The sequence below is a fragment of the Paenibacillus contaminans genome (assembly GCF_003285015.1).
GTDB classification, from domain to species: Bacteria; Bacillota; Bacilli; order Paenibacillales; family NBRC-103111; genus Paenibacillus_V; species Paenibacillus_V contaminans.
The window spans coordinates 82,128-107,440 of record NZ_QMFB01000010.1 but is presented as its reverse complement, the minus strand read 5'-3'; the positions used below and the strand labels follow the sequence as shown (position 1 = coordinate 107,440).

At 52.9% G+C, this 25,313-nt stretch carries 24 protein-coding genes and 1 other annotated feature; of the genes, 2 read left to right on the top strand and 22 right to left on the bottom strand.

Annotated features, from left to right (window positions below; all coding sequences use genetic code 11):
• Positions 1-80 precede the first annotated feature (80 nt).
• A complete protein-coding gene (locus DQG23_RS42180) occupies positions 81-242 on the top strand; it encodes a hypothetical protein (RefSeq protein ID WP_158560581.1) in 162 nt (53 codons plus the stop codon).
• 240 nt (positions 243-482) lie between these two features.
• Here the strand turns inward: DQG23_RS42180 and DQG23_RS18020 are convergent, their stop codons facing one another.
• Both DQG23_RS18020 and DQG23_RS18015 read right to left on the bottom strand, forming a co-directional pair.
• Entirely contained in the window at positions 483-1,583 is a 1,101-nt protein-coding gene (locus DQG23_RS18020; protein WP_158560580.1) for an ABC transporter permease, read from the bottom strand.
• A gap of 2 nt (positions 1,584-1,585) precedes the next feature.
• Positions 1,586-2,551: an ABC transporter ATP-binding protein gene (locus DQG23_RS18015; protein WP_238177929.1), complete on the bottom strand. Its 966-nt coding sequence runs from the start codon at positions 2,549-2,551 to the stop codon at positions 1,586-1,588.
• A gap of 276 nt (positions 2,552-2,827) precedes the next feature.
• Between DQG23_RS18015 and DQG23_RS42175 the strand changes: the two genes are divergently transcribed.
• Positions 2,828-2,989, top strand: a complete 162-nt coding sequence (locus tag DQG23_RS42175) for a hypothetical protein (RefSeq protein ID WP_158560579.1) — start codon at positions 2,828-2,830, stop codon at positions 2,987-2,989.
• Positions 2,990-3,080: 91 nt separating this feature from the next.
• Here the strand turns inward: DQG23_RS42175 and pyrE are convergent, their stop codons facing one another.
• From pyrE to sigG, 20 genes are all read right to left on the bottom strand, one after another.
• The gene (pyrE, locus tag DQG23_RS18005; RefSeq protein ID WP_113032260.1) at positions 3,081-3,725 is read right to left on the bottom strand and encodes an orotate phosphoribosyltransferase; all 645 of its coding nucleotides are present in this window, start codon (positions 3,723-3,725) and stop codon (positions 3,081-3,083) included.
• Between the two features lie 2 nt (positions 3,726-3,727).
• Positions 3,728-4,432 carry an orotidine-5'-phosphate decarboxylase gene (pyrF, locus tag DQG23_RS18000; RefSeq protein WP_146762333.1) on the bottom strand — a complete coding sequence of 235 codons (705 nt, stop codon included), beginning with the start codon at positions 4,430-4,432 and terminating at the stop codon, positions 3,728-3,730.
• Positions 4,433-4,608: 176 nt separating this feature from the next.
• Complete coding sequence (gene carB / locus DQG23_RS17995; RefSeq protein WP_113032259.1) at positions 4,609-7,833, bottom strand: carbamoyl-phosphate synthase large subunit; 3,225 nt, start codon at positions 7,831-7,833, stop codon at positions 4,609-4,611.
• Positions 7,820-8,989 (bottom strand): glutamine-hydrolyzing carbamoyl-phosphate synthase small subunit, encoded by a 1,170-nt coding sequence (carA, locus tag DQG23_RS17990; protein WP_113032442.1) that lies wholly within the window; start codon positions 8,987-8,989, stop codon positions 7,820-7,822. Before carA ends, carB begins: the two co-directional genes overlap by 14 nt.
• Before the next feature lie 300 nt (positions 8,990-9,289).
• Positions 9,290-10,573 carry a dihydroorotase gene (locus DQG23_RS17985; protein WP_113032258.1) on the bottom strand — a complete coding sequence of 428 codons (1,284 nt, stop codon included), beginning with the start codon at positions 10,571-10,573 and terminating at the stop codon, positions 9,290-9,292.
• Between the two features lie 62 nt (positions 10,574-10,635).
• On the bottom strand, positions 10,636-11,544 hold the full coding sequence (locus tag DQG23_RS17980; RefSeq protein WP_113032257.1) for an aspartate carbamoyltransferase catalytic subunit: 909 nt from the start codon (positions 11,542-11,544) through the stop codon (positions 10,636-10,638).
• Positions 11,541-12,092: a bifunctional pyr operon transcriptional regulator/uracil phosphoribosyltransferase PyrR gene (gene pyrR / locus DQG23_RS17975; protein ID WP_113032256.1), complete on the bottom strand. Its 552-nt coding sequence runs from the start codon at positions 12,090-12,092 to the stop codon at positions 11,541-11,543. Before pyrR ends, DQG23_RS17980 begins: the two co-directional genes overlap by 4 nt.
• Positions 12,093-12,671: 579 nt before the next feature.
• Complete coding sequence (locus DQG23_RS17965; RefSeq protein ID WP_113032254.1) at positions 12,672-13,907, bottom strand: LL-diaminopimelate aminotransferase; 1,236 nt, start codon at positions 13,905-13,907, stop codon at positions 12,672-12,674.
• Positions 13,908-14,088: 181 nt separating this feature from the next.
• Positions 14,089-15,036 (bottom strand): RluA family pseudouridine synthase, encoded by a 948-nt coding sequence (locus DQG23_RS17960; RefSeq protein ID WP_113032253.1) that lies wholly within the window; start codon positions 15,034-15,036, stop codon positions 14,089-14,091.
• Positions 15,017-15,529 carry a signal peptidase II gene (lspA, locus tag DQG23_RS17955; protein ID WP_113032252.1) on the bottom strand — a complete coding sequence of 171 codons (513 nt, stop codon included), beginning with the start codon at positions 15,527-15,529 and terminating at the stop codon, positions 15,017-15,019. Before lspA ends, DQG23_RS17960 begins: the two co-directional genes overlap by 20 nt.
• 238 nt (positions 15,530-15,767) lie before the next feature.
• Positions 15,768-16,151, bottom strand: coding sequence for a DUF5665 domain-containing protein (locus tag DQG23_RS17950; protein ID WP_420330239.1), 384 nt, complete (start codon positions 16,149-16,151; stop codon positions 15,768-15,770).
• Between the two features lie 239 nt (positions 16,152-16,390).
• Positions 16,391-19,159: an isoleucine--tRNA ligase gene (ileS, locus tag DQG23_RS17945; RefSeq protein WP_113032251.1), complete on the bottom strand. Its 2,769-nt coding sequence runs from the start codon at positions 19,157-19,159 to the stop codon at positions 16,391-16,393.
• A 340-nt stretch (positions 19,160-19,499) separates the two neighbouring features.
• Positions 19,500-19,771: a binding site (T-box leader), on the bottom strand.
• Between the two features lie 197 nt (positions 19,772-19,968).
• Positions 19,969-20,457 (bottom strand): DivIVA domain-containing protein, encoded by a 489-nt coding sequence (locus DQG23_RS17940; RefSeq protein ID WP_113032250.1) that lies wholly within the window; start codon positions 20,455-20,457, stop codon positions 19,969-19,971.
• A gap of 144 nt (positions 20,458-20,601) precedes the next feature.
• Positions 20,602-21,387 carry a YlmH family RNA-binding protein gene (locus DQG23_RS17935; protein ID WP_113032249.1) on the bottom strand — a complete coding sequence of 262 codons (786 nt, stop codon included), beginning with the start codon at positions 21,385-21,387 and terminating at the stop codon, positions 20,602-20,604.
• 5 nt (positions 21,388-21,392) lie between these two features.
• Positions 21,393-21,668 (bottom strand): YggT family protein, encoded by a 276-nt coding sequence (locus tag DQG23_RS17930; RefSeq protein WP_272949053.1) that lies wholly within the window; start codon positions 21,666-21,668, stop codon positions 21,393-21,395.
• A gap of 6 nt (positions 21,669-21,674) precedes the next feature.
• Positions 21,675-22,115 carry a cell division protein SepF gene (locus DQG23_RS17925; protein ID WP_113032248.1) on the bottom strand — a complete coding sequence of 147 codons (441 nt, stop codon included), beginning with the start codon at positions 22,113-22,115 and terminating at the stop codon, positions 21,675-21,677.
• 127 nt (positions 22,116-22,242) lie between these two features.
• Positions 22,243-22,923, bottom strand: a complete 681-nt coding sequence (locus tag DQG23_RS17920; RefSeq protein WP_113032247.1) for a YggS family pyridoxal phosphate-dependent enzyme — start codon at positions 22,921-22,923, stop codon at positions 22,243-22,245.
• A gap of 28 nt (positions 22,924-22,951) precedes the next feature.
• Positions 22,952-23,803: a peptidoglycan editing factor PgeF gene (gene pgeF, locus DQG23_RS17915; RefSeq protein WP_113032246.1), complete on the bottom strand. Its 852-nt coding sequence runs from the start codon at positions 23,801-23,803 to the stop codon at positions 22,952-22,954.
• Between the two features lie 136 nt (positions 23,804-23,939).
• Positions 23,940-24,239, bottom strand: coding sequence for a YlmC/YmxH family sporulation protein (locus DQG23_RS17910; RefSeq protein WP_113032245.1), 300 nt, complete (start codon positions 24,237-24,239; stop codon positions 23,940-23,942).
• Between the two features lie 178 nt (positions 24,240-24,417).
• Positions 24,418-25,200 carry an RNA polymerase sporulation sigma factor SigG gene (gene sigG / locus DQG23_RS17905; RefSeq protein WP_113032439.1) on the bottom strand — a complete coding sequence of 261 codons (783 nt, stop codon included), beginning with the start codon at positions 25,198-25,200 and terminating at the stop codon, positions 24,418-24,420.
• Positions 25,201-25,313 lie beyond the last annotated feature (113 nt).

Below are 25,313 nucleotides of genomic sequence, written 5' to 3'. Positions count from 1 at the left end.
GAAGGAAAAAGTTACAAAAAAAGAACATCATTTCTTAAGAAACTATTAATTCAGAACGATAGAGATGATAGCGGGCAAAATTGTATTCGAAAAACTGCTCCGGTATAACGATTCGCGAGCTGCGCGAGGATGAATTCGAATTGTACGGAGAGCTGCACTGCGTGGGAAGAGGTATGTCCGCCGAAGGCAAATCGTACGTGGCAGCCAATAATAAAGTGCTTTACTATTACGACGGCGTATAAGAGAAGCGGCGCTTCATGACTGCGTGCTTATCGTCAGCCAAGCGGCGTATGCGTCGTCGAGCCAGAACAATATGGAGCGCGCCGGCATGCGAATCACTTATACCAGTTCGACTTGGAGCGAGCTGAAGCGTTAGGAGGAAACCTTGACTTCCCGAGTATAGCTGTAACCAAAAGGGACCGCCGGCCGTAAAAGCCAAGCAGTCCCTTTTTCAAAAAATCAGAATTTTATCCTCGTTACACTCAAGCCTTCCATTTGAAAAAACGGCTCCCGATCGCGAAAGCGACCGCTCCCCACGCCGCCATAACGCCGATATTCAACCAGAAGCTGCCGCCGGTAGGCGCCAAACCGTATACCATACTGTCGCGAATGCCTTCCGCAAAATAGGTAAGAGGAAGAACGACCGATACCGGTTTAATGAAGGCCGGGAGCATCGACATTTCGAAAAAAATCCCGCTCAAGAACATCATGACGAAGCTGAGCAAATTGGCGATGCCGAAATAGCTTTCCATCGTTTTGCTCAGAGCCGCAATAAGAAATCCGATCGCCGAGAACGAAACGATGCCGATTGCAAGCACGATAATTAACGAGGCAAAGTTGATGTCGAGAGACGCGCCGAATGCGAACACGCCGATCATCGTAAGCAAGACGAGCTGGATAACGGCAAGCACCGCACGGACGAGCATATCCGCCAAGCCGAACGCCTTCGTGCTCATCGGCGAAAGGAGCAGTCTTTTCAGCAGCCCGTTTCTGCGCATTTCCACCATGCCGACCATGCCGAACAAGCCGCCTTGCGAAATCGACATCGCCATCAAACCGGTCAACAGAAAATCGATATATTTCAGCTTGTCGCTGCCTGAAGATACATAAATCGGCTGAAACGTCAGCTGCGGCTTTACGCCTGCTATATTGTAGTTCGCCTGCTGCAGCACGCCTCCCATGATTCCGCTCAGCGCTTGGGACATCGTCGAATTTTCTTTTTCCTTATTGAGTACAAGCTCGATCGGCTTATCCGGTTCGTCAGGAATGACGATTAAAGCGTCTACGTCTTTTTTCTTCACCCAATCCTCGGCTTCATCCCGGGTTGCCGGCCGCTCCTCCTTCCATTCAAGCACCGGTATTTGTTTCAAAGCCGTAAGCAAGGATTCGGAAAGCGCGCTTTCCTTCCCGACTACAGCCGTTACCTTCGCCTCGAAATTGCTGTCGCCTTTACCGAGACCGCCGAAAATCATCAGAAACACGACAAGCAGCAAGACCGGATAAAATATCGACCAAAACCATACCTGCTTCTCGCGGAACGTGCTTTTGAAGTTCGCCTCGAACAATTTGCGCAGCTGCTTCACGGTCAGTCCCTCCATTCTTTGCCCGTATAGGCGATAAAGACGTCTTCCAAGCTCATATCCTTGATTGATATTTGCTCGATTCGATCCTCCCGTTCAGAAATCCAGCGCAGCAAATGAAATAACGATTCCTCCGGATTCACGGTCCAAAAACGAAGTCTTTCGCCGTCCGCATGCGTCTTCGTTACGGATGGCATCGAATCGAGCGCAGTCAGCACCGTGCCGGCGGATTTTTCGCTGTCCGCAAACGCCAAAACCACTTCCCGCTCCTTCGTCAGCCCTTCGATCAAGTTTTTCGGGGTATCCAGCGCGATGACCATTCCTTGGTCGACGATGCAAACGCGATCGCTCAGCTTCTCGGCTTCCTCCATATAGTGCGTGGTCATCACCGTGGTTTTACCCATTTGCTTCAATGCCAGAACGATATCCCATATGTTTCGGCGAGCTTGCGGATCGAGTCCCGTTGTCGGTTCGTCGAGAAATAATATGTCCGGATCGTTGATCATCGCCAGACCGATAGCGAGCCTTTGCTTTTGTCCGCCCGAAAGCGATTTCACTTTTTTATTTCGATGATCCTGCAGGTTGATAAGCTCGATAATGTCGTCAGCCGGCCGAGATTTGTCGTAGAACGCCGCGAAAACATCCAAATTTTCGTATACCGTCAACAAATCGAACAATGCGCTCGATTGCGGCTGCACGCCGATCAGCTGCTTGATTCTAGGTCCGTCCTTTTCCCAGCCGAGTCCCGCTATACGGATTTCTCCCCTGTCCGGCTTCTGCAAGCCTTCCACCATCTCGAGCGTAGTCGTTTTGCCGGCCCCATTCGGTCCGATGATCGTAAACACTTCGCCCTCTCCCACCGTAAAGCTGATGTCATCGACGGCTGTCACCGCTCCGAACGTTTTGCGCAATTGTTTGACTTCCAGCATGTTTTTCCTTACCTCCTCCATATTTTGATCGGTAGCTTGCATGTCGCCCACTCCTGTTGCCTTCTTCATTATTGTAGCGAACGGCGGCGGCAGTCAGAACGACCTGCAGGATGTAAAAAGGCTCCGCCTCCAGACGGATATAAAAATACGTCCGAAGGAAGAGAGCCCTATCAACGGCTGGAAATGGAACCGGCAGTTTAAAATTTACTTTTGGCAGACATTTTGAGAAAACAAAAAAAACAATCCCTATCTTTTTGATAGGAATTGAAGTATAATGAATGCAATTATTCCAAACGTGTTCGTACAGAGGTGATGAGAATGAAAAAGCTGTTGTTCGCAGCCCTGATTGTCGGGACCGCTTCAATCGCTACCGCTTTTGCCGTAAACGGAAGCGCCGATAAATCCGAGGTGCCGACGCCTTTGATCAAGTTTGACGGTAACCAGGTCGTTTATGCCGAAAATTTCCCCGATTGCCATTGATTATTCAAAGTCATAGATGAACATGAACGCAAAAAAGCGAAGCGCCCTGTTTGCCACGGCGCTTCGCTTTTTTACATGCAAGCTTTATCTTTTATTTCCCGTACTCCTGCGGATTTTCCCGCCAGGTTTGCAGGAGCGCTACTTGTCCTGCGTCAATTTTTCCGATATCGGCTGCCACTTCAAGAAGCGCCGAGTAGTTGGAAAGCGTATCGAGCGGGATGTTCTCGGCCGCGAACGCATCCGCCGCCTGCTTGAACTGGTAAGTGAAAATAGCCAATACGCGCTGAACGTCTCCGCCCGCTTCGCGTACCGCAAGCGCAGCCTTAAGCGAGCTGCCGCCTGTCGAAATGAGATCCTCAATCAAGACAACCTTTTGTCCCGGCTTCAGTACGCCTTCGATTTGATTTTGCTTCCCGTGTCCCTTCGCTTTGTCGCGAACGTAAACCATCGGCAGGTTCAGCTTCTGCGCGACAAACGCGCCGTGCGGAATGCCTCCGGTAGCGATCCCAGCGATTACTTCCGCGTCCGGCGCTTGCTCGCGAATCATCGCGGCGAAGCCTTCGGCAATGAGATCGCGGATTTCCGGATACGAAATCGTAAGCCGGTTGTCGCAGTAAATCGGCGATTTGATGCCGGACGTCCAAGTAAACGGTTCATTCGGGCTTAACGCCACCGCTTCGATTTTAAGCAGCGCTTCGGCAATTTTTTGGGGTAATTGCTGTACCGGTATCGTCATGATTAAACCAGCTCCTCTAATATGGATTCAAGCGCTTCGCGCGGACTTGCAGCAGCGGTAATCGGGCGGCCGATTACGATGTAATCGGTCCCTTGCTTTAATGCTTCCTTCGGCGTCATGACGCGCGACTGGTCGCCGATCGCAGCCGAAGCCGGCCGTATGCCGGGCGTTACGGTTACGAAGCCAGGGCCAACCTCGCGTTTAAGGCGCACGACCTCAAGCGGCGAGGCAACGACGCCGTCCAAGCCCGCATCCCGTGAAAGCTTAGCATAACGGAGCACCGCATCCTCCACGGAGCCGGCGATTCCGATTTCCGCATTCAGCATGTGCTGGCTCGTGCTGGTCAGCTGCGTAACGCCGATGACGATCGGGCGTTTGGAGCTGGATGCGAGACCTTTGTCCACGCCCTCCAATGCGGCTTCCATCATTTGTTTGCCGCCGGCTGCATGGACGTTGAACATGTCGACGCCGAGACGCGTTATGCTTTCCGCCCCGCCTTTGACAGTGTTCGGAATGTCGTGCATCTTCAAATCGAGGAATACGCTGTAGCCTTCCTCTTTAAGACGCGCGACAAACTTAGGCCCTTCCGCATAAAAAAGCTGCATGCCTACCTTCACGTAGCAGGGAATGCCCCGCAAGGAAGCAAGCAGCGCTTCCGCTTCGTTGGCCGAAGAATAGTCAAGCGCAACCATAATGCGTGCTGCCATGCTTTTATTAGTCGTATCCGTACTCAAACGGCTCGCCTCCATATACGCCCCGAAATGCCAAGTAAAACCGATAAGCATTCCCGCATTATTTTCGATAGGACTCAAGTTTGATTCGTAACCTTATTCAGAGCGGAAGCTTAATTCCGGGTGGAATTAAGCTTCCTTGTGTTCCATTATTAAGCTTTGACCGAAGCATCGGCCGGCATCGGACGCGAGGAGAAATTGATCGATTCCAGCACGTGCAGCAGTGCGCGGACCGTATCAAGCGAAGTCATACAGACGACGCCGTTCTCCACCGCTTCGCGGCGGATCCGGAACCCGTCCCGCTCCGGCATTTTGCCCTTCGTCAGCGTGTTGACGACAAAGTGAGCGTCGCCATTGCGGATCAGATCCAAGATGTTCGGCGAGCCTTCGCTCAGCTTGTTCACCTTCATTACGTGAATGCCTGCGTCCTGGAGCGCCTTCGCCGTACCGCCCGTAGCGACGATTTTGTAGCCGATCGCAGCATAACCGCGCAAAATTTCGATCGCTTCTTCTTTATCCTTGTCGGCAACCGTTGCGATAATCGCGCCTGTCGGGGGAATTTTCATACCCGAGCCGATCAAGCCTTTATATAATGCTTTCGCATAATTCGTGTCGCGGCCCATAACCTCGCCCGTCGATTTCATTTCCGGTCCGAGCGTCGTGTCGACGCGGCGCAGCTTCGCAAAGGAGAAGACAGGCACTTTAACCGAAACGTAGTTGTCTTCCGGCCACAGGCCTTGCTCGTAGCCCATATCCTTCAGTTTCTCGCCCATAATGACGCGGGTCGCTACGTTCGCCATCGGAATTTTCGTCACTTTGCTCAGGAACGGTACCGTACGCGAGGAACGCGGGTTCACTTCGATGACGTACACTTGATCTTGGAAAATGACGAACTGGATGTTCACCAAACCGACTACGTTCAAGCCTTTGGCGATTTTGATCGTGATGTCGACCATCTGCTGCTTGATTTCGTCCGACAGCGATTGCGGCGGATAAACCGCGATCGAGTCGCCGGAGTGAACGCCTGCGCGCTCGACATGCTCCATGATGCCCGGAACGAGCACCGTTTCGCCGTCGCAAATCGCGTCGACTTCCGCTTCCTTGCCGAGCATGTAGCGGTCGATCAGAACCGGATGCTCCGGATTGATTTTAACCGCGTATTCCATGTAGCTGAGCAGCTCGGCGTCGGAGTATACGATCTCCATCGCGCGTCCGCCAAGGACATACGAAGGACGAACGAGTACCGGGTAGCCGAATTGCGATGCCACGCCCACCGCGTCGTTCACGGACGTAACCGTGCCGCCTGGAGGCTGAGCGATGTCGAGGCTGCGAAGCAGCGCTTCAAACCGCTTGCGGTCTTCCGCCGTATCGATGCTTTCCAGATCGGAGCCGAGAATGCGGACACCCGCTTTCGAAAGCGGAGCGGCAAGGTTGATCGCCGTTTGGCCGCCGAATTGGACGATAACGCCGATCGGATTCTCGCGTTCGATAATATTCATGACATCCTCGAAGAACAGCGGCTCGAAATAAAGCCTGTCGGACGTGTTGAAGTCCGTCGATACCGTTTCGGGGTTGTTGTTGATGATGACGGCTTCGTAGCCGGCGTTTTGAATCGCCCAAACCGCATGCACCGTCGAGTAGTCGAACTCGATCCCTTGGCCGATCCGGATCGGACCCGATCCAAGTACGAGCACTTTTTGCTTCGTCGTTTCCTGCACTTCGTCTTCGGTTTCGTAAGTCGAGTAGTAATAAGGCGTCGTCGCTTCAAATTCAGCGGCGCAAGTATCTACCATTTTGTAAACCGGCTTCAAATTCAGCTCCTTGCGGAACGCGCGAACGTCCGCTTCCAGTGTAAATTTGAGATCCGGATTAGCCAGGCGGCGCAGCTCGGCGATCGCGCGGTCAGTGAATCCTTTGCGCTTCGCTTCGTATAGAAGCTCAGGCGTCAATTCCGTTTGCTGCAGCTCGTTTTCGAAGCGGATCATGCCTTCCAGCTTGTTCAGGAACCACCAGTCGATTTTGGTCAAATCCTGAAGTTGTTCGAGACTGTATCCGCGGCGGAATGCTTCCCCGATCAGGAAGATGCGCTCGTCGTCCGGCTTTTGCAAGCGAAGCTCCAGCGTATCCTTATCGAGCGATTCCGCTTCTTTCAGGTAGAGGCGGTGTACGCCGATTTCAAGCGAACGGATCGCTTTATGAATCGACTCTTCGAACGTACGGCCGATCGCCATAACTTCTCCGGTCGCTTTCATTTGCGTGCCGAGCTTGCGGTTCGCCGCCGTAAATTTGTCGAACGGCCAGCGTGGAATTTTCGAAACGATATAGTCGAGCGTCGGCTCGAAGCAAGCGTACGTTTGACCCGTAACCGGGTTTTTCAGCTCGTCGAGCGTGTAGCCGATCGCGATTTTCGCCGCCATCTTGGCAATCGGGTAACCGGTAGCCTTGGACGCAAGCGCGGAGGAACGGCTGACGCGCGGGTTTACTTCGATAACGTAATATTGGAAGCTGTGCGGATCGAGCGCGAACTGGACGTTACAGCCGCCTTCGATATTCAGCGCTTGAATGATTTTGATCGACGCCGAGCGCAGCATTTGATATTCGCGATCCGAAAGCGTCTGGCTAGGCGCTACGACGATGCTGTCGCCCGTATGAACGCCGACCGGATCGAAGTTTTCCATGTTACAGACGACGATACAGTTATCATTCGCATCGCGCATGACTTCATATTCGACTTCTTTCATGCCTGCTATGCTTTTCTCGACCAGACATTGGCCGATCGGGCTGTAGCGAATCCCCGAAGAAACGGTTTCGATCAGCTCTTCCTCGGACAATGCGATGCCGCCGCCAGTACCGCCAAGCGTGTATGCCGGACGAACGATGATCGGATAGCCGATTTCGTTCGCGAAATCCACCGCTTCCTTAACGGTCGTAACGATTACGCTGTCCGGCACCGGCTGCTCCAGCTCGCGCATAAGCTCGCGGAACAGATCGCGGTCTTCGGCCTTCTCGATCGCTGTGAGCTGCGTACCGAGCAGCTTCACGTTCTCGCGCTCCAGAACGCCGTGACGGGCGAGTTCGACCGCCATGTTAAGTCCGGTTTGTCCGCCCAGCGTAGGCAGAAGGCCGTCCGGACGCTCTTGACGAATGATTTGCGTAACGAATTCCAGCGTGATCGGCTCGATATAAACTTTGTCAGCCATATTCGTGTCGGTCATGATGGTAGCCGGGTTGCTGTTGATGAGGACTACTTCGTAGCCCTCTTCTTTAAGGGCCTGGCAAGCTTGCGTTCCTGCGTAGTCAAACTCCGCCGCTTGTCCGATAACGATCGGGCCGGACCCGATCACGAGAATTTTTTTGAGGGAATTATTTTTGGGCATAAGTCAGTTCTCCTTTCGGGGCGGCATTTTTTGCTGCTTGAGCTTCCGCGCGCATGATCGCTTGCTGCGGAGGCTGCGGGTTTTGCTGTTTATGCTGACGGATCATGTCGATGAAATCGTCGAACAGGTAGCTGGAATCGAACGGTCCCGGCGATGCTTCCGGATGGTATTGCACCGAGAAAGCCGGATATTTCTTATGGCGCAATCCTTCGATCGTGCCGTCATTGTTGTTGATGTGCGTAACCTCAAGCTCCGTGCCTTTGATCGATTCGTCCAGGACGGTATAGCCATGGTTTTGCGATGTGATGTAGCAGCGGCCGGTGACAAGATCCTTAACCGGGTGGTTTCCGCCGCGGTGGCCGAACTTCAATTTGGTCGTGTCCGCTCCGCCTGCGAGTGCGAACAACTGATGACCGAGGCAAATTCCGAAAATCGGCAGCTCGCCAAGCAGCTCTTTGATCATGTTGGCAGCGTGCGGAACATCCTTCGGATCCCCAGGGCCATTGGACAAAAGCACGCCGTCCGGCTTCAAGCGCCGAATTTGATCCGCCGTCGAATCTTGCGGGACGACGACGACGTCGCAGCCGCGTTTGGTCAGATCGCGGACGATTCCGCTTTTTGCGCCGAAATCGACCAGAACGACACGTTCTTTCGTACCCGGACAGCCGAATACGCTTTTCGTCGAGACGCGGGCTACTTGATCGGTCATCAAGCTCGAAGCGCCCAGCTGCTCTTTCAATTCGTCGATCGACTTGTTCGAGGTCGTCAGAATGCCTTTCATCGTGCCGTAATGGCGAAGAATCCGCGTGAGCATACGCGTATCGATTTCGCTAATGCCTACGATCCCGTATTCTTTAAGAAGGTGATCGAGCGTAAATTGGGCGCGCCAGTTGCTCGGCACCGTTTCGTATTGGCGGACGACGAAGCCGTGGATGAACGGACGAACCGATTCGAAGTCGTCGCGCGCGATTCCGTAGTTGCCGATCAGCGGATACGTCATCGTGACGATTTGACCGCAGTACGACGGATCGGAAAGCACCTCTTGATAGCCTGTAACCCCTGTGTTAAATACGACCTCGCCCGTAGACTCGCCTTCGCTTCCAAACGCCTTGCCCGTAAACAGCGTGCCGTCTTCCAGCAACAATCTTGCCTGCATATATCTCGCTCCTTCATGGTTATTCATATCAAGATTTAAAATCAAATGTCCACCGGTGCATACTCCGTTGCGGATTTGAAGATTGCCCGGAAGCTCAAACATCCAGCTATCCCCCACAAAGTGAAGATTCGCTTCGAAGCTTATTCCGATTACTTTGCGGGGACCCCGAAGTGCGTTCATTCGATTAGACTTTATGGATAAAACGCAAAGCCAAAACTCGCCCTCGGTCAACCTTCAATCCTCCACTCCGTCTGCAGTGACATTTTTAAATCATACAAGATAAACCTTTCTTTCGCTCGCTTAAACCGACCACACGATGCGTCCGTTTACCATCGTCATCGTCGGCCAGCCTTGCAGCTTCCAGCCGGTGAAAGGCGTGTTGCGGCCCTTCGAAGCGAATTTGTCCGGGTCGACCGCTTGCTCGCCGTCGAGATCGATAATCGTCAAGTCCGCGATCGCGCCGACTTCAAGCTTGCCATACGGCAAGCCGAATACTTGAGCCGGCACGACCGTCATTTTGGCGAGCAGAAACTCCAGCGTCCAGCGTCCGCTTTTTACGAATTTCGTGTACAGCAGCGGGAACGCGGTTTCGAAACCGACGATGCCGAAAGGCGCAAGCTGCATGCCTTTATTTTTCTCTTCCTGGCTGTGCGGCGCATGGTCAGTGACGATAATATCGATCGTGCCGTCCTCCAGCCCCTCCAGCACCGCTTCCACGTCGCGCGGCGTGCGCAGCGGCGGGTTCATTTTCCAATTTGCGTCCATGCTGTCCGGAATATCCTCGTCCGACAGCAGCAGATGATGCGGACAAACCTCGGCGGTTACTTTCACCCCGTATCGTTTGCCGTCGCGGATGAGCCTAACCGACTGCTCCGTGCTTACATGGCATACATGGTAATGAACTCCCGTTGCTTCCGCAAGCAAAATGTCGCGCCCGACATGAATCGCTTCGGACTCGTTCGGAATCCCTTTCAGACCGTGCTTGCGGCTGAACGCGCCTTCGCTGACCGCTCTGCCTTCAACCAGCGTATTGTCTTCGCAGTGCGCGATAACCGGCATGCCGATCGAGGCGGCCTTCGCCATCGCGTCTTTCATCATCTGCGCACTTTGCACGCCGACGCCGTCATCGGTAAAGCCGACGATGCCCGCTTGCTTCAAGGCGTCGAAATCGGTCAACTCGCGGCCGAGCTGATTTTTGGTAATACAGCCGTATGGCAGCACCCTGACGATGCCTTCCGTCTGGGCCTTGTCCAGGACGTAGTTAACCGTGTCGACCGTGTCGATGACCGGACGCGTATTCGGCATGCAGGCGATTGTCGTAAATCCGCCGCAAGCGGCCGAGCGCGTGCCTGTCGCAATCGTTTCTTTATGCTCGAATCCCGGTTCGCGAAGATGCACGTGCATATCGATAAGTCCTGCAGAAACGAGCTTCCCTTGCACATCGACGACTTCGTGCCCCGACGTATCGGGAGCCGATGAACCCTCGATCATTTTCGTTATTTTTCCGTCTTCGATCAGCAGGTGATTATCCTTCGTTTCGTTGCCTGCGATGACTGTCTTCGCATTGATGATCCAAATTCCCATCCCGTCTCCGCCTTTCCGTTTTTGCCGGCCTAATGCTTCATTCCCGGCTCGTATATCAGCTATTACGAAAGCGCACGCTCGATGACTGCCATTCGAATCGGTACGCCGTTGCTCATTTGGGTGAAAATTTTCGATCTGTCGTGCTCGACCAGTTCGTCGTCGATCTCGACATTCCGGTTAACCGGTGCCGGGTGCATGATGATCGCATGCGGAGGCATCTGCCCCAGACGCTCCACGGTTAAGCCGTATTGCGCCCGATATTCGTCGGCGGAAGTGAACAGCGCGTTGTCGTGCCTTTCCAGCTGCACCCTCAGCATCATGACGACGTCGGCCTTCAGCGCTTCATCCATTGTAACATATGGCGCGTGCGCTTCGAGCTCCGGCGCCTTCATCATGTCGGGTGCGCAAAAGCTTACTTTGGCGCCGACCGCCTGCAGCGCCCATAAATTGGAGCGCGCAACTCTGCTGTGCTGGATGTCGCCGATAATCGCCACATGAAGTCCCTTCAGCTCGCCGAAATGCTTGCGCATCGTATACAGGTCGAGCAGCGCTTGCGTCGGATGTTCGTTATTGCCGTCCCCCGCATTGATAAGCGGAACTTGAATCCGCTCCGCAAGCTCTTGCAGCACGCCGTTCGGCTTCAGGCGGATAACGCCGGCATCGATGCCCATCGATTCGAGCGTCCGCACCGTATCGTAGATCGACTCGCCCTTTTGCACGCTGGATGCGGCTGCCGCGAAATTAAGCACCTGCACGCCCAGCCTTTTCTCCGCTACCTCGAAGGAGAACCGCGTTCTCGTGCTGTTCTCGAAAAACATATTGGCCACGAACTTTCCGCCGAGGACGTTCGTTACCTTCGTCGGATGCTGCTCCCAATACGCAGCGCGGTCCAGAATATCGGAGATTTCCTTCCCGTCCATGCCCTTCAAGCCGAGCAAATGTTTATGCGTAGTCGTATTCATTGCTGTCATGACTGCGGCCTCCTTTGTTGTAAGATGATGACATTATCGATTCCGTCGACTTCGGAGATTTGAACCTCGATCGCTTCCAATTTGGAGGTAGGCACGTTTTTCCCTACGAAGTCCGGTCGGATCGGAAGCTCGCGATGCCCCCTGTCGACAAGCACGGCCAGCTGGATCGATTGAGGCCTGCCTTGATCCATGAGCGCATCCATCGCCGCCCGGACGGTTCTTCCGGTATACAGCACGTCGTCGAACAAGATCAATTTCTTGTCTTGAACAGGCAGCATGACGCCGGTAGAGGTTCTCGCGCCTTCGCGCTTGCCGCCCCGGTCGTCACGATAAGCCGTGACGTCGATTTCGGCGACAGGCACCGGAATGCCCTCGATTTCTTGAATCCGATCGGCGATCCGCTGGGCGAGGTAAATGCCTCGCGTGCGAATGCCGACAAGCATGCAGTTTTCGACGCCCTTATTTTTTTCCAAAATTTCATGGGCAATCCGCGTCAACGCACGCCGCATCGCCGTTTCGTCCATGATGGCATGCTCTTCGTGAGACATCGCTATCTCTCCTATCGACCCCCGGACGATGTAGGCGGCCTTTGCCGCAAGCGGGAATCGGGAAATGTGGTGCACCTGTGAGGCGATTCGCTCGACCTTGACTAAACGACTGCCGGCGTCTTTGCAGCTCGCGCTTGCCATGCGGCTTCCAAGATACGCTTGCCGACATGCAAAAAAACCTTTGCCGTCAGGCAAAGGTTACGTCGCGAGAAGAGTCGGCTTCAGCGGAAATCGAACAAACGCAGAACTGCGTTAGCCGATCTTCACGAAACCGTCTTCTAAGTCGTTCACCTTGCCAGCCTCACGGGACTGAATCTTAAAGGTGCTATGTGATTAAAGGAATTATCCCACTTTCGACAAAAGAAGTCAATATGCATTTTCATGAATTATTTTCACGCGCAATCCGCTTCAAATTCGAGAAAAGCCGGCGCCTGCATAAGCAGACCCGGCTTTTACTTCTTTTTGGATTATGACGGCCGCATTCCCATACATGCTGCGAAGGATCATGCCGGCGCCCGTTCTGCCCGAAGCGCGCTGCCAGACTGTACGCAGCGGCTTTAAACCGCGCCCGGCTCCTTCTTACAATGAAATTTTCGTCAGCCGTTCAACGGCTGTTTCGGTGTTTTCGCGGCTGCCGAATGCGGTGAGCCGCAAGTAACCCTCGCCGCTTTGACCGAAGCCGACGCCCGGCGTACCGACAATATTCGCTTCGCTCAGCAGCTTGTCGAAAAATTGCCACGACCCGAGTCCGTTCGGCGTTTTCAGCCAAATGTACGGAGCGTTTACCCCGCCGTATACTTCAAATCCGAGGCTCTTGACGCCTTCGCGAATGATTTTCGCATTCGTCATGTAATAATCGACGAGGCTGCGGATCTGTTCCTTGCCGGCTTCGGTATATATCGCTGCGGCGCCTTTTTGCGTGATGTACGAGCAGCCGTTGAACTTCGTCGTCTGACGGCGGTTCCACAGGTCGCGCACCGTTACCGAATTACCGTCTTCATCGTATGCTTTGACGCCCTTCGGCACGACCGTATATGCGCAGCGAACGCCGGTAAAACCTGCCGTTTTGGAATAACTGCGGAATTCGATCGCAACATCCTTCGCGCCTTCGATTTCATATATACTGCGCGGCACATCGTCTTCTTGAATGTAAGCCTCATATGCCGAATCGTACAAGATGATGCATTTGTTCGCTTTCGCGAAATCGACCCATTTCTTCAACTCTTCCTTCGAAAGCGTCATCCCTGTCGGATTGTTCGGGTAGCACAAATAGATGAGATCGACTTTTTTATCGGGCAGACTCGGTATGAAATTGTTCTCCGCATTGCACGGAAGGTAAACGATATTTTCGTATCGGTTAGCCGTTTTGTCGTAAGCGCCGGAACGTCCGGCCATCACATTGCTGTCGACATAAACGGGATATACCGGGTCGGTCACCGCGATGACCGTGTCCAAGCTGAAAATTTCCTGTATATTCGCCACGTCGCATTTGGAGCCGTCGCTGACGAACACTTCGTCCGTTTCCAGGCTGATGCCGCGTGTATTGTAGTCGTTCCCGATAATTTGCGCAATCAGAAATTCATAGCCTTGCTCGGGGCCGTAGCCTTTGAACGACACGGAATCGGCCAATTCGTCGACAGCCGCATGCATGCCCGACAGTACGGCTTCCGGCAGCGGCCGAGTCACATCCCCGATTCCCAAGCTGATGATGCTTGCGTTCGGATTTTCGCTGATGAATTTATTGCGGCGGCGGGCAACTTCGGAGAACAAATAGCTGCCTTGCAGCTGCATGTAGTTTTGGTTGATCTTTGCCATAGCTCGACCTCTTTCTGCCTCATTTACAGCCTTCCCAGGAAGGCTCCTTTGCTTATAATGATGGCATAATTTCGGCTTTCGACGGAATGACCTTTTCGCCCAAAAACATGTACTTTACAGCCAAACAACGCATCTTCCCTATGAAACGGCGAAGTTTCCCGGTGCGCGAATCACATATAAGTTATACCTTGCGCAGCCTCGTCAGCATGAGCTGCATATCGTCCGGAAGCGGCGCCTCAAACTCCAGGTATTCGCCCGAACGCGGATGAACGAAGCCGAGCGTTGCGGCGTGAAGCGCCTGGCCTTCCATGCCGAGCGACCCTTTGCTCTTGCTGTAAAACGTATCGCCGACAAGCGGATGACCGATAAATTTCATATGAACGCGAATCTGATGCGTACGTCCCGTCTCCAGCTTAAGCTCGAGAAGCGTATATTTGTCAAACCGCTCCGTAACGAGAAAATGCGTAACGGCATGCTTGCTGTTTTTGTCGGTCACCGTAAAAAGCTTGCGGTCTTGGGAATCCCGTCCGATCGGCGCATCAATCGTACCGTGGTCATGCGATACTTTGCCGTGTGCCAAAGCCAAATATTTGCGCGTAACCGTATGCTCCTTAAGCTGGGCCGCAAGTCCGTTATGGGCCAAATCGTTTTTGGCCGCCATAATCAGGCCCGACGTATCTTTATCGATCCTGTGAACGATACCCGGGCGAAGTTCTCCGTTAATTCCCGACAAGTCCTTGCAGTGATGCAAAAGCGCGTTGACCAGCGTTCCGGAATAGTGGCCAGGCGCCGGATGGACGACAAGTCCGCGGGGTTTGTTGACGACAATGACGTCGCTATCTTCATAAACAACTTCAAGCGGAATCGCTTCCGGTTCGATTGCCGCATCTGCCGGCTCCGGTATGCGGACGACGACTTCATCGCCGTTCTGTACTTTGTAATTCGGCTTTACCGGGCTGCCGCCGACCGTCACATAACCGCCTTTGATCCATAGCTGTACTTGCGATCGCGAAAAGCTGTCGTCAACCGACTCCGCCACGTATTTATCGATTCGTTCCCCGCTTTGGTTTTGTTCTACGAAAAGCTCGACCAATTCGGCCGTTTCAAGCTCAAGATCCGTGCGATTCATTAGCGTTGCCTCTTCTTTCTTGCAGCCAGCTGCGGATAGCGTCTAAGAAAATGAGCGAGACGCCGATTACGATCGCCGAATCCGCCAAATTAAAAATGGCAAACGTGTAATCGATCGCCTTGCCGAATAGGGAAAATTGAAAACGGAACTGCAGGAAGTCGACGACTTCCCCCGTAAGGGCACGATCGAGAAAATTGCCGACCGCTCCGCCTAACAGAAGACTAAGCGCCCATGACAGCAGCTTGCGTTTGTCTTTGATCATCTTCAGCAAATACCAGATGATTCCGGTAACGACAACCACGGTAATGCAGAGAAAGAACCAGCGCTGCCCTTCCAAAATACTGAATGCCGCTCCCGTGTTGCGGTGCGAGGTAATCTGGAAAAATTCGCCGATCACCGGACGCGATTCGTACAAGCTCATTTTGTTCACGATCAGCCATTTGCTTCCTTGGTCAAGCAGAAATACGATCAACGCGATAACGAAATAAAACAATTACAGCCCTCCTTAAAAGGTTCCCCGCAGTGCGGCGATATGCTCTGAAGCTTATTCCGGGTACTTTGCGGAGCGTCTCGATACAAATTAGCGAAGCGAAGTCACTCTGCGAGATTTTACGAATCATATCTTCGGCGGTTTCAAAAACCGAATTGCCGGCTCGCGAAATCGGATTCGATTAGAGGTTAATCGAGCTTGATGTCGGTTTATCGAATTGTTCGTTTTCCGCTTCGTTTACCTAGTAAGCTCTGCCTTCGAGCTGCGCCTTTACATATTTCACCACTTCGGCAATATAATCGCCGACAATCGGCAAATTGAGCGCTCCAAGCGCCTGTAAAATATACAAAATCGTTGACGCGAAAAATGTAAAGCCGATCGCGATCCCGACGCCCCGCGAGATGCCGGCAACGATGTTCGTAAAAATAATTTTGCGGGGGCTGTTCAAAAGCTGCACATAATCGGCAATCTGCACGCGTTCCATTTGATTGGCCATCTCGGTTATACGCCTATGCATGTCGTCAAGCAGCTTTTTCTCATTCCCGTTTTCGTCCTGTCCGTCTTTCTTTATCGTCATGGTCGTCCCTTTATCAACCTTCTCCATCTTATCGTTCTTCGTGCTCATACGCTCCCCTTCCGGGGTTGGGTGAACCCCTCACAAAGAAGTAAGCCCGCCTTGACCCGTAATAAAGAAAGCCGGTCTTTCGGCTTTCTGCGGTTTGCTGCAGGCTCCAATAAATAGCAGTCAGTTTCAGGAGGACCGATTATCGGACAGACCGTTCGATCCGCCCTACATCAGGTCCGATCATGCCCGGCCATTTTTAATCTAGACTCGCCGGAGCATACCATGGGTTTGCTTCGGCTTTACGCTTCCGGCAGCGACGATACCGCATCCGAGCAGCGTTTGCACAAGGTAGGGTGAACGTCGCTCGAGCCGACCTCAGGCGTAACGATCCAGCAGCGCTCGCATTTTTCCCCTTCAGCCACCGATACGGCAACCGACAAGCCTTTCAGCTGCATCGCTTCCTCCGGAGCGGCCGTTCCTGCAGGATGCGCTTGTACCGCCGAAACGATAAACAATTGATCCAGCGCCTCGAAGCGGGCAAGAAGCCCGGCCGTTTCTTCATTCGGGTACAAATCGAGTTTAGCTCCCAGCGCATTGCCGATAACTTTGCGGTTTCTCGCATCTTCAAGCGCTTTGTTCACTTCATTTTTCACTTCAAGGAACTGATTCCATTTGCGCTCAAGCAACTCGTCGTATATTGACGTGTCCGCATCCGGCATATCCGCAAGCTGCACGCTTGCCTCGGTTACGCCGGGAATATGCTTCCAAACTTCGTCCGCCGTATGCGGCAAAATCGGTGCGATCAGCTTAGTTATAACCGTAAGCGCCTCGTACAATACGGTTTGTGCCGCCTTACGGCCAATATCGCCTGGCGTGCTGGCGTAGATGCGGTCCTTGATGATTTCCAAGTAAAATGCGCTCAATTCAACCGAACAGAAATGATGAATCGATTGATAAACGACGTGAAACTCGTATTCATCGTAAGCTTTCACTACTTTTTCATTCAAACGGTTCAGCCCGATCAACGCGTAACGGTCCAATTCGTTCATTCGGGATGGATGCACGCGGTCGGCAGCCGGATCGAAGCCCGCCAGGTTACCCAGGAAGTAGCGCAGCGTATTACGGATTTTCCGGTAGATTTCGGACGTTTGGGCCAAAATGCCGTCGGAAATCCGTTGATCCTCCTGGTAATCGACGGATGACACCCACAAGCGTAAAATGTCGGCGCCGAGCTTATCGCAGACTTGGTTCGGATCGATCGTGTTGCCAAGCGATTTGGACATTTTGCGTCCTTCGCCGTCAAGCGTAAAGCCGTGGCTCAAAATCCCTTTATACGGCGATTGTCCGTATACGGCCGTTCCTGTAATAAGCGACGAGTTGTACCAGCCGCGGTATTGGTCGGAGCCTTCCAGGTACAGGTCGGCCGGCCATTGCAGATCTTCGCGCGTTTCGAGTACGCCTGCATGGCTTGAGCCGGAATCGAACCAGACATCCATAATATCCGTTTCTTTACGGAAATGATCATGACCGCATTTGGGACAAGCCGTGTTTTGCGGCAGCAGCTCCCGCTCATCCTTGATGAACCAGGCGTTCGAGCCTTCCTTTTCAAAGATGGAAGCAACATGCTCGATTGTCCGCTCATTGACGACCGGCTCGTTGCAAGCGCGGCAGTAAAAAATCGGTATCGGCACGCCCCACGCACGTTGGCGGGAAATACACCAGTCCCCGCGGTCCGCGATCATGTTATGGAGGCGGATTTCGCCCCAGTGCGGCGTCCATTTTACGTTTTTGATTTGCTCCAGCATTTCGGCTCTAAACTTGTCGATCGAAGCGAACCACTGCTCCGTCGCCCGATAGATGACAGGCTTCTTCGTACGCCAGTCATGCGCGTATTGGTGATTGACCGTTCCTTGCTTCAACAAAAGTCCGGAGTTCTCAAGCGATTCCAGGATCGGAGCGTTCGCTTTTTCATAAAAGATCCCTTCGAAGCCCGGCGCTTCCGCCGTCATCTTGCCTTGGTCGTCGACAGGGCAAAGTACGCCGATATTGTATCGCTGGCCGATTGCAAAGTCGTCCTCCCCGTGTCCGGGAGCCGTGTGCACGCAGCCCGTACCGGCTTCCAGCGTTACATGCTCGCCTGTCATAACGAGCGATTCGCGATCGTAGAACGGATGCTTACACGTAATGAACTCCAGCTCCGCGCCTTTTACGGTAGAGGTTACGTGATAGGAAGACCAGCCGATTTCTTTGGCGGCCGCTTCGAGCAAGCCTTGTGCCAGCACAAACTTACGCCCGTCCGCTTCGACAACCGCATAATCGAATTCCGGATGTACGCTAATGCCGAGATTGGCCGGCAGCGTCCAAGGAGTTGTCGTCCAGATGACGACGGCGGCATCCTGAGGAAGCTTTCCTTTGCCGTCCTTGACGGGGAACGCGACGTAGATGGACGGCGACGTTTTTTCTTTATATTCGATTTCCGCTTCGGCAAGCGCGCTTTCGGAAGAAGGCGACCAGTAGACCGGCTTTAAGCCTTTATAGATATATCCCTTCTCGACCATCTTGCCGAAAACGCGAATTTGCTGTGCCTCATACTCCGGATTCAGCGTCACATAAGGACGCTTCCAATCGCCGCGGACAGCGAGCCGCTTGAATTGCTTCTTCTGCTTCTCGACCCAAGTGAGCGCGTATTCTTTGCAATATTCGCGGAATTCGGGCACGCTCATTTTTTTGCGGTCGACTTTCCCGCCGTTGGCAATCGCCTGCTCGATCGGCAAACCGTGCGTATCCCATCCCGGGACGTAAGGCGCATCGAAGCCGCGCATCGATTTATAGCGGACGATCATATCCTTCAAAATTTTATTCAACGCATGTCCGATATGGATGTCGCCGTTCGCGTACGGAGGCCCGTCATGAAGAATGAATTTCGGTTTTCCTTTTGCTTTGGCCTGCACTTGTTCATAAATGTCAATTTCATCCCACCATGCCTGCACCTTCGGCTCGGCCTGCGGCAGGTTGCCCCGCATCGGAAAATCCGTCTGCGGCAAATTCAGCGTTTTCCCATAATCCATTTGATCCACTCTCCTTCTTGATACCCCACAAAGTGAAGTTGATGCTGCGACGATTATTCCAATTTAAGTTGAACCAAAAAGGAGTCCATTGCACTCCGAAAGGGATTGCCTTGCCGCTTCAAACATCTTGTTTTGCGTTTCCCACATTGAATGGGCCTTCGGAAGGGTGAAACGCAAAGCCAAAACTCGCTGCAAGACAATTCCCTTTCTCCATTCCATTTTGTCTCCCCATCGTTCTTTCGTTCAACTTGTAATAGTTCTTTACAGGGGCGCCTTGCAGTCCCCACAAAGGGTTACGTCATCGCAGCGTATTCCCCAAAAATAAAAAGCTTCCCATCCCCAAAGGGACGAGAAGCATATCTCGCGGTACCACCCTCATAAGATGCGGTCATAAACAGACGCCGATAACGTCTGAATCCAAGCGCAGTCCCACTCGACGATCGTTAACGGAATCACCCGATTCTCTTTACTTCTCCCGCCCGAAGGCACGGTCAACTTTTTTCAAGAGATACTCATGGGAGATTTTCAAGCAATTGCGGACATTAGGCTCGCACCAATCCCTAATTCGCTGACGCCGCTCCTTGCCTTACTCGGCCCATTCATCGCTTTCCTGCTATATGCTTACTAGGCTGTAACGTTACACGCAGTATATCGTAAAAAAGACTGCAGCGTCAACGTCGGCCGCATCGCACGCTTGCAACGTACAGCGGCTAATTTATGTATAAATTATAAATAGGAATCCGGCTATGGACATAGCTTTATTCTTTCCGCGCAGCCGGCTTTCTAAAACACGTTCAAGCCCGGATTTTCTAACGCTCCGAGTATGCTTGCGCCGACGATCCCTGAATAACATCCCAATCATCGGATTTCAGAAGCTCAAGCTGAGCCTCCAGGAGCGTACGGAAGCGGGTGCGGTATATGGCCGCCTGCTTCTTCAGTTCCTCGATTTCAAGTGAAATTTTCCCGGATTTAACGAGCGCTTCGTTAACGATCCGGTCGGCGTTTTTCTCCGCTTCGCGAATGATCAGCTGCGCTTCCTTCTTCGAGTTCGATTTGACCTCATCAGCCGCCTCTTGAGCGACGATAATCGTTTTGCTGAGCGTTTCCTCGATGTTGGCAAAACGATCAAGCCGTTCCTGAAGAGTCGCCATCTGATTTTGCTGCTCTTTATTTTCCCGAATAAGCGCTTCGTAATCTTTAATGATAAGATCTAGAAATTCGTTTACTTCATCTTCATCGTAACCGCGAAACCCGCGTTTGAACTCTTTATTATGAATATCCAGTGGCGTTAACGGCATTCTGCACCTCCAAAAAAATATCGTGCCCTGTTCGTATTTATTCGACAACAGCCGCGATACTCCTGCATTTTCCTGCACAAATATCGAACATTTTCGCTTGCTCGCGCCGAAAAACGGATCGGAGCTGCGAAATGCCCGTTTATTTTATCGGTACCTGCCGATTTTAACGCGAATTCGTCCTTTCTTCGTTACGCCCTCCACTTCCGTTACCCGAAACCTTCCGAAGCCTTGAAGCGAAACGACGTCGCCTTCCTTCAGCGGCTTGCTCGGATCTTCCTCCACTTTCCAATTAACGCGGCATCGCCCCGCTTTGATAGGCAGCAATATTTTGGCCCGGCTTAGGCGGAACGCATCGCTGGCTATGCCGTCGAGCCGCATGGATGCGACCGATAAGTTCATTTCTTCGAACGTAACGCTCGCTCCCTCGAATCGATCGATAGGCAGCAGCTCGGTACGGACGTGGACACGGTGCACTTGCTGCAATTGCAGCCTGAGGTAATCGCCGATTTCTTCAGCGACCAGACAGTGGCAGCCGCCGCCCTCCAAGACGACGATATCGCCGATTTTCTCGCGTTTGATGCCAAGCGAAAGAATCGCTCCCATATAATCGCCGTGATCCAGCGACTTCAGCTTGCTGTCTTCCGAGGCAACAGAAAGGACGAGGATTCCGGGATCCTCGTCTTCCACGTTCCGGTATTCAGGTGCGATGATCGCCCGTTTGCGCTCGGCGGCGGCGTACCCGCCATCAAGACGGAATACGACGTCCCCGGAGCGGTTCGCAAGCATCGTTACGATTTGACACTGTCTCGGATCCAGAAAGTCGGTCCTTTTCATCGCGTGCTGCACGGCCGCCTTCTCCACCCATTCCGAAGCCTTGTCCACAAAATGCTGCTCACTGGGATGAAAATGCTCGTAAATATGCTTGTTCATCGCCGTTAAAACATGCCCGCAATATAACGGATAACTTCTTTAATGCCAAGCACGACGAATTGCAGCGCGAACAACGCGATAATCGGCGATATGTCGAGCATGCCGCCGATCGGCGGGATGATTTTGCGGAAAGGCGTCAAATACGGCTCCACCAGCTTGCCCAGTAGTTGGCCGACGAAGCTTTCCCTTACGTTCGGCAGCCACGAAAGCAGCACGTAGCCGATAATCATGCAGTAGTAAATGTAAGTCAATGTGTCTATCAAACCGTAAACCTGTTGCAAAGATCGTCACCTCATTTTGTTGGTTTCCGCCTCGTCGTCAAGCAATTCCGAAATAACGCCATGAATTTCAACCGTATCCGGCGTACATAGAAAGATGTTCGGCCCGATTTTGGCCATCTGCCCGTTTAATGCATAGACGGTTCCGCCCAGAAAATCGACGATCCTCATCCCAATTTCGGGAGAAACGCGATGCAGATTGACGACGACCGAACGGCGCGATCTCAGCTGATCGGCAAGCTCCTGCGCATCTTCATAAGCCCGGGGCTCGCTGAGCGTAACGCGCGTATTTTTTTGCGAATGAATGCTGACGACGTTCCCTTTATGCTTACGCTGTTCGAACGGATTGGTTTCAGTTTCTTCCGGCTCTTCGACAACGCGTTCGCGCTGGACGACTTCCTCTTCCTCCTGCAAGCCCAAAAAGTTCATGACTCTGTTCATAACTCCCATTTGCGGCTCCTCCTAAAACGTTTCGTTTTAATTGACCGTGAAATGTCTTCGGCTCCAAGCGAATGCGCGCCGAGACTCCAAGAAAAGCAGCTTTGTGGCCGGTCGCCTGCTTTGTTCCTAAAACTTATTATTTGCCGACCAGGACGGTTCCAAGCCGAATCCAAGTCGCCCCTTCTTCGATAGCGACTTCGAAATCATTCGACATGCCCATGGAAAGATGGGACACTTCATAAGGCAAAATCGAGCGGCTGTTCAGCTCGTCCCTTAGCTCCCGCAAGCCTCTGAATACAGGCCGCGTAGCTTCCGGCTCCGCTTCGAGCGGCGCCATCGTCATCAAACCTACGACGCGTATATTGCCGTAACTTTTCAAGCTTTCAGCGAATGAAAACAAGGATTCCGGCGCCAGTCCGTATTTGCTCTCTTCTCCCGACACATTTACTTGAATGAAACATTTGGCCTCGATGCCCAGCGCGGCTGCTTTCTTATCGATTTCCGCAGCCAATGACGGGCGGTCCAAGGAATGGATGTATTCAAATTTTCCGATAACATCCTTCACTTTATTCGTTTGCAAATGTCCGATAAAATGCCAGCTCGCTTCGTCTCCGATCGCTTCGCGCTTCGGCGCCGCATCCTGGAGCCTGTTCTCGCCGATTTCCCGGATGCCGTGCTTGACGACTTCCGCCGTCGCCTCTACCGAAACGTATTTCGTTACGGCAATTATATGTATATCGTTCGTGCTGCGGCCAGCTTTACGGCATGCTTCTTCCACACGCTTGTCCACTTCGGCGATTCGTTCCTTCAACCCCATACCATCCACCTCGTTCAAGCCGGTCACGCTAGTTACGCAAGCCGATCCATGCGATCATGCGCCCCGTTGCGCCCTGTTCCTTCCGGTGCGAAAAAAACTTGTCGACCCGGCAACTGGTGCACAAACGAGTTAATTCGATACGTGACGGCAATATTCCTGCTTTTATCATAATTTGTCGATTGATTTCTTGCAAGTTAAGCATCCATTTGCCGTTCGGCGACGGCTCGTAAACGACGTTTCCCTCCGCCGGTTGCGACTCGCCAAGCTCTTGCAGAAGCGGCCTTACTTGATTCATCACCGTATCGTCCACTTCGTAGCAGCATATGCCGATCGAGGGACCGATCGCCGCCGCGATCCGCTCCGGCGAGCTTCCGAATCGTTCTTCCATCGCCCGGACGGTTTGCCCGGCGATTTGCAAGACGGTACCTTTCCAGCCGGCATGCGCCAAAGCTACGACCCGTTGCTCCGGATCGTAAAAATATAACGGGACGCAATCGGCGAACATGGCCGCGAGGCATATGCCCGTCTCGTTCGTGATGAACGCATCCTTGGCCTGAAGCGCATCGATGCGGGCCGCAGTCCCCTTCCCCTTGTCCGCACCCGTTACGAAAGCCACATCGCTGCCATGAACTTGCTCGCCGTAAACCCATCCGGATAACGGCATGCCGATAGCCTCGGCTACCCGCGTCCGGTTGGCTACGACGCTTTCGTCCGAATCGGCGACATGCAGCCCGCAGTTTAACGTGCCGAACGGCTTTTCGCTGACGCCGCCGATCCGGGTCGTGAAGCCGGAGGTCAGCTCGGGATAACGGGCGGACCAATTTTTTATTTGAAGAAGCTCGGGTTCCCCCGCTTCCGTCATTACAACGAACGGTTCCATAGTGTTGTCCTCCCTCCGGGTCAAAGGTAAGGCCCGCAGACAAACGCACGGGCCTTTCTTTAAATGACAGTCTCCCAGCAATATCTACCAGTGTATCATAAAGCATCGTTATGTTCACTATTGCGCCGATGGCAGTTTAACGCTGCTCGCGATAGGACCGGTTATATTCGACCTCGCCCTCTTCCGGAGCCCGATACGGTCTCGCATCGTCCAGCTTGACGAGAACGACGTCCTCGCCGATCTTTACAATGTTTCGCCACGGGATAACGACATCGGCCCCGCCGCCGAACAACCCGAAGAAACGGCTGAAATTCGGCACGACGATCGATTCGATCCGCCCCTGGCGCAAATCCAGCTCCAAATCACTGACTTGGCCGAGCTTTTTGCCGTCAACGATATTTATGACGTCCTTGGACTGGAAATCGGAAATTTTCATGCCGCACTCACCACGTATTCGCTAGGTATTTGTCTGACTTAATACTAATATATGTCGGGCCGTTTCAAAATGTCCTGCACAGCAAACAATTCTTTGGGCAAGGCGTGTTTGACCGTTCAAGCAAAAAACGCAGCTCGTCCGGCCGATAACCGGAACGGAAGCTGCGTCTTTACTTGCTCTACGACTTCACATGCTTTTGCATCTGCGAAATGGCCGACTTCTCGAGACGGGATACCTGCGCTTGCGAAATGCCGATCTCGTCCGCTACCTCCATCTGGGTTTTTCCTTCGAAAAAACGCATCGATAAAATCATTTTTTCCCGGTCGTTCAGCTTTCTCATGCCCTCCCGGAGCGCAATTCCCTCGATCCACGATATATCCTTGTTTCGGTCGTCGCTGATCTGATCCATAACGTAGATCGGGTCGCCGCCGTCATGATAAATCGGTTCGAAAAGCGAGACGGGATCCTGAATCGCATCGAGGGCGAATACGACATCCTCCTTCGGTACGTTCAGCGCTTCGGAAATTTCGTAAATCGTCGGCTCTCTTGAGTTTTTATTGGTCAAATTGTCTCTTACCTGCAGCGCTTTATAGGCGATGTCCCGAAGCGAACGGGAAACCCTGATCGGGTTGTTATCGCGCAAATACCGGCGTATTTCGCCGATAATCATCGGTACCGCATAGGTCGAAAACTTGACGTTCTGGCTCAGATCGAAATTGTCGATCGCCTTCATCAATCCGATGCAGCCGACCTGGAACAAATCGTCGACGAATTCCCCGCGGTTGTTGAAACGTTGGATGACGCTGAGCACGAGCCTCAAGTTGCCGTTGACCAATTTCTCTCTTGCCGCCCGGTCTTTGTGCGTTTGCAGCTGCACGAACAATTCGCGCATTTCCGCGTTCGTCAGCACGGGCAGTTTTGCGGTATCAACTCCACAAATCTCGACTTTATTTCGGGTCACCGTGATTACCTCCCAAGGAGAAACATTATTGTACATTATCTCCTTGGTAACTTTTTTTATGCGCTTCTGCGGATACGCCGCATTGCCGCCTCCGCCCCTTATCCGGCAGAAAA

What these genes read in the sequence shown, in the direction of transcription:
- DQG23_RS18015 (WP_238177929.1), bottom strand. Translation starts at nt 2,551, where the DNA reads ATGCAAGCTACCGATCAAAATATGGAGGAGGTAAGGAAAAACATGCTG.
- DQG23_RS42175 (WP_158560579.1), top strand. Translation starts at nt 2,828, where the DNA reads ATGAAAAAGCTGTTGTTCGCAGCCCTGATTGTCGGGACCGCTTCAATC.
- pyrE (WP_113032260.1), bottom strand. Translation starts at nt 3,725, where the DNA reads ATGACGATACCGGTACAGCAATTACCCCAAAAAATTGCCGAAGCGCTG.
- pyrF (WP_146762333.1), bottom strand. Translation starts at nt 4,432, where the DNA reads ATGGCAGCACGCATTATGGTTGCGCTTGACTATTCTTCGGCCAACGAA.
- carB (WP_113032259.1), bottom strand. Translation starts at nt 7,833, where the DNA reads ATGCCCAAAAATAATTCCCTCAAAAAAATTCTCGTGATCGGGTCCGGC.
- carA (WP_113032442.1), bottom strand. Translation starts at nt 8,989, where the DNA reads ATGCAGGCAAGATTGTTGCTGGAAGACGGCACGCTGTTTACGGGCAAG.
- DQG23_RS17985 (WP_113032258.1), bottom strand. Translation starts at nt 10,573, where the DNA reads ATGGGAATTTGGATCATCAATGCGAAGACAGTCATCGCAGGCAACGAA.
- DQG23_RS17980 (WP_113032257.1), bottom strand. Translation starts at nt 11,544, where the DNA reads ATGACAGCAATGAATACGACTACGCATAAACATTTGCTCGGCTTGAAG.
- pyrR (WP_113032256.1), bottom strand. Translation starts at nt 12,092, where the DNA reads ATGTCTCACGAAGAGCATGCCATCATGGACGAAACGGCGATGCGGCGT.
- DQG23_RS17965 (WP_113032254.1), bottom strand. Translation starts at nt 13,907, where the DNA reads ATGGCAAAGATCAACCAAAACTACATGCAGCTGCAAGGCAGCTATTTG.
- DQG23_RS17960 (WP_113032253.1), bottom strand. Translation starts at nt 15,036, where the DNA reads ATGAATCGCACGGATCTTGAGCTTGAAACGGCCGAATTGGTCGAGCTT.
- DQG23_RS17950 (WP_420330239.1), bottom strand. Translation starts at nt 16,151, where the DNA reads ATGAGCACGAAGAACGATAAGATGGAGAAGGTTGATAAAGGGACGACC.
- ileS (WP_113032251.1), bottom strand. Translation starts at nt 19,159, where the DNA reads ATGGATTATGGGAAAACGCTGAATTTGCCGCAGACGGATTTTCCGATG.
- DQG23_RS17940 (WP_113032250.1), bottom strand. Translation starts at nt 20,457, where the DNA reads ATGCCGTTAACGCCACTGGATATTCATAATAAAGAGTTCAAACGCGGG.
- DQG23_RS17935 (WP_113032249.1), bottom strand. Translation starts at nt 21,387, where the DNA reads ATGAACAAGCATATTTACGAGCATTTTCATCCCAGTGAGCAGCATTTT.
- DQG23_RS17925 (WP_113032248.1), bottom strand. Translation starts at nt 22,115, where the DNA reads ATGGGAGTTATGAACAGAGTCATGAACTTTTTGGGCTTGCAGGAGGAA.
- DQG23_RS17920 (WP_113032247.1), bottom strand. Translation starts at nt 22,923, where the DNA reads ATGGGGTTGAAGGAACGAATCGCCGAAGTGGACAAGCGTGTGGAAGAA.
- pgeF (WP_113032246.1), bottom strand. Translation starts at nt 23,803, where the DNA reads ATGGAACCGTTCGTTGTAATGACGGAAGCGGGGGAACCCGAGCTTCTT.
- DQG23_RS17910 (WP_113032245.1), bottom strand. Translation starts at nt 24,239, where the DNA reads ATGAAAATTTCCGATTTCCAGTCCAAGGACGTCATAAATATCGTTGAC.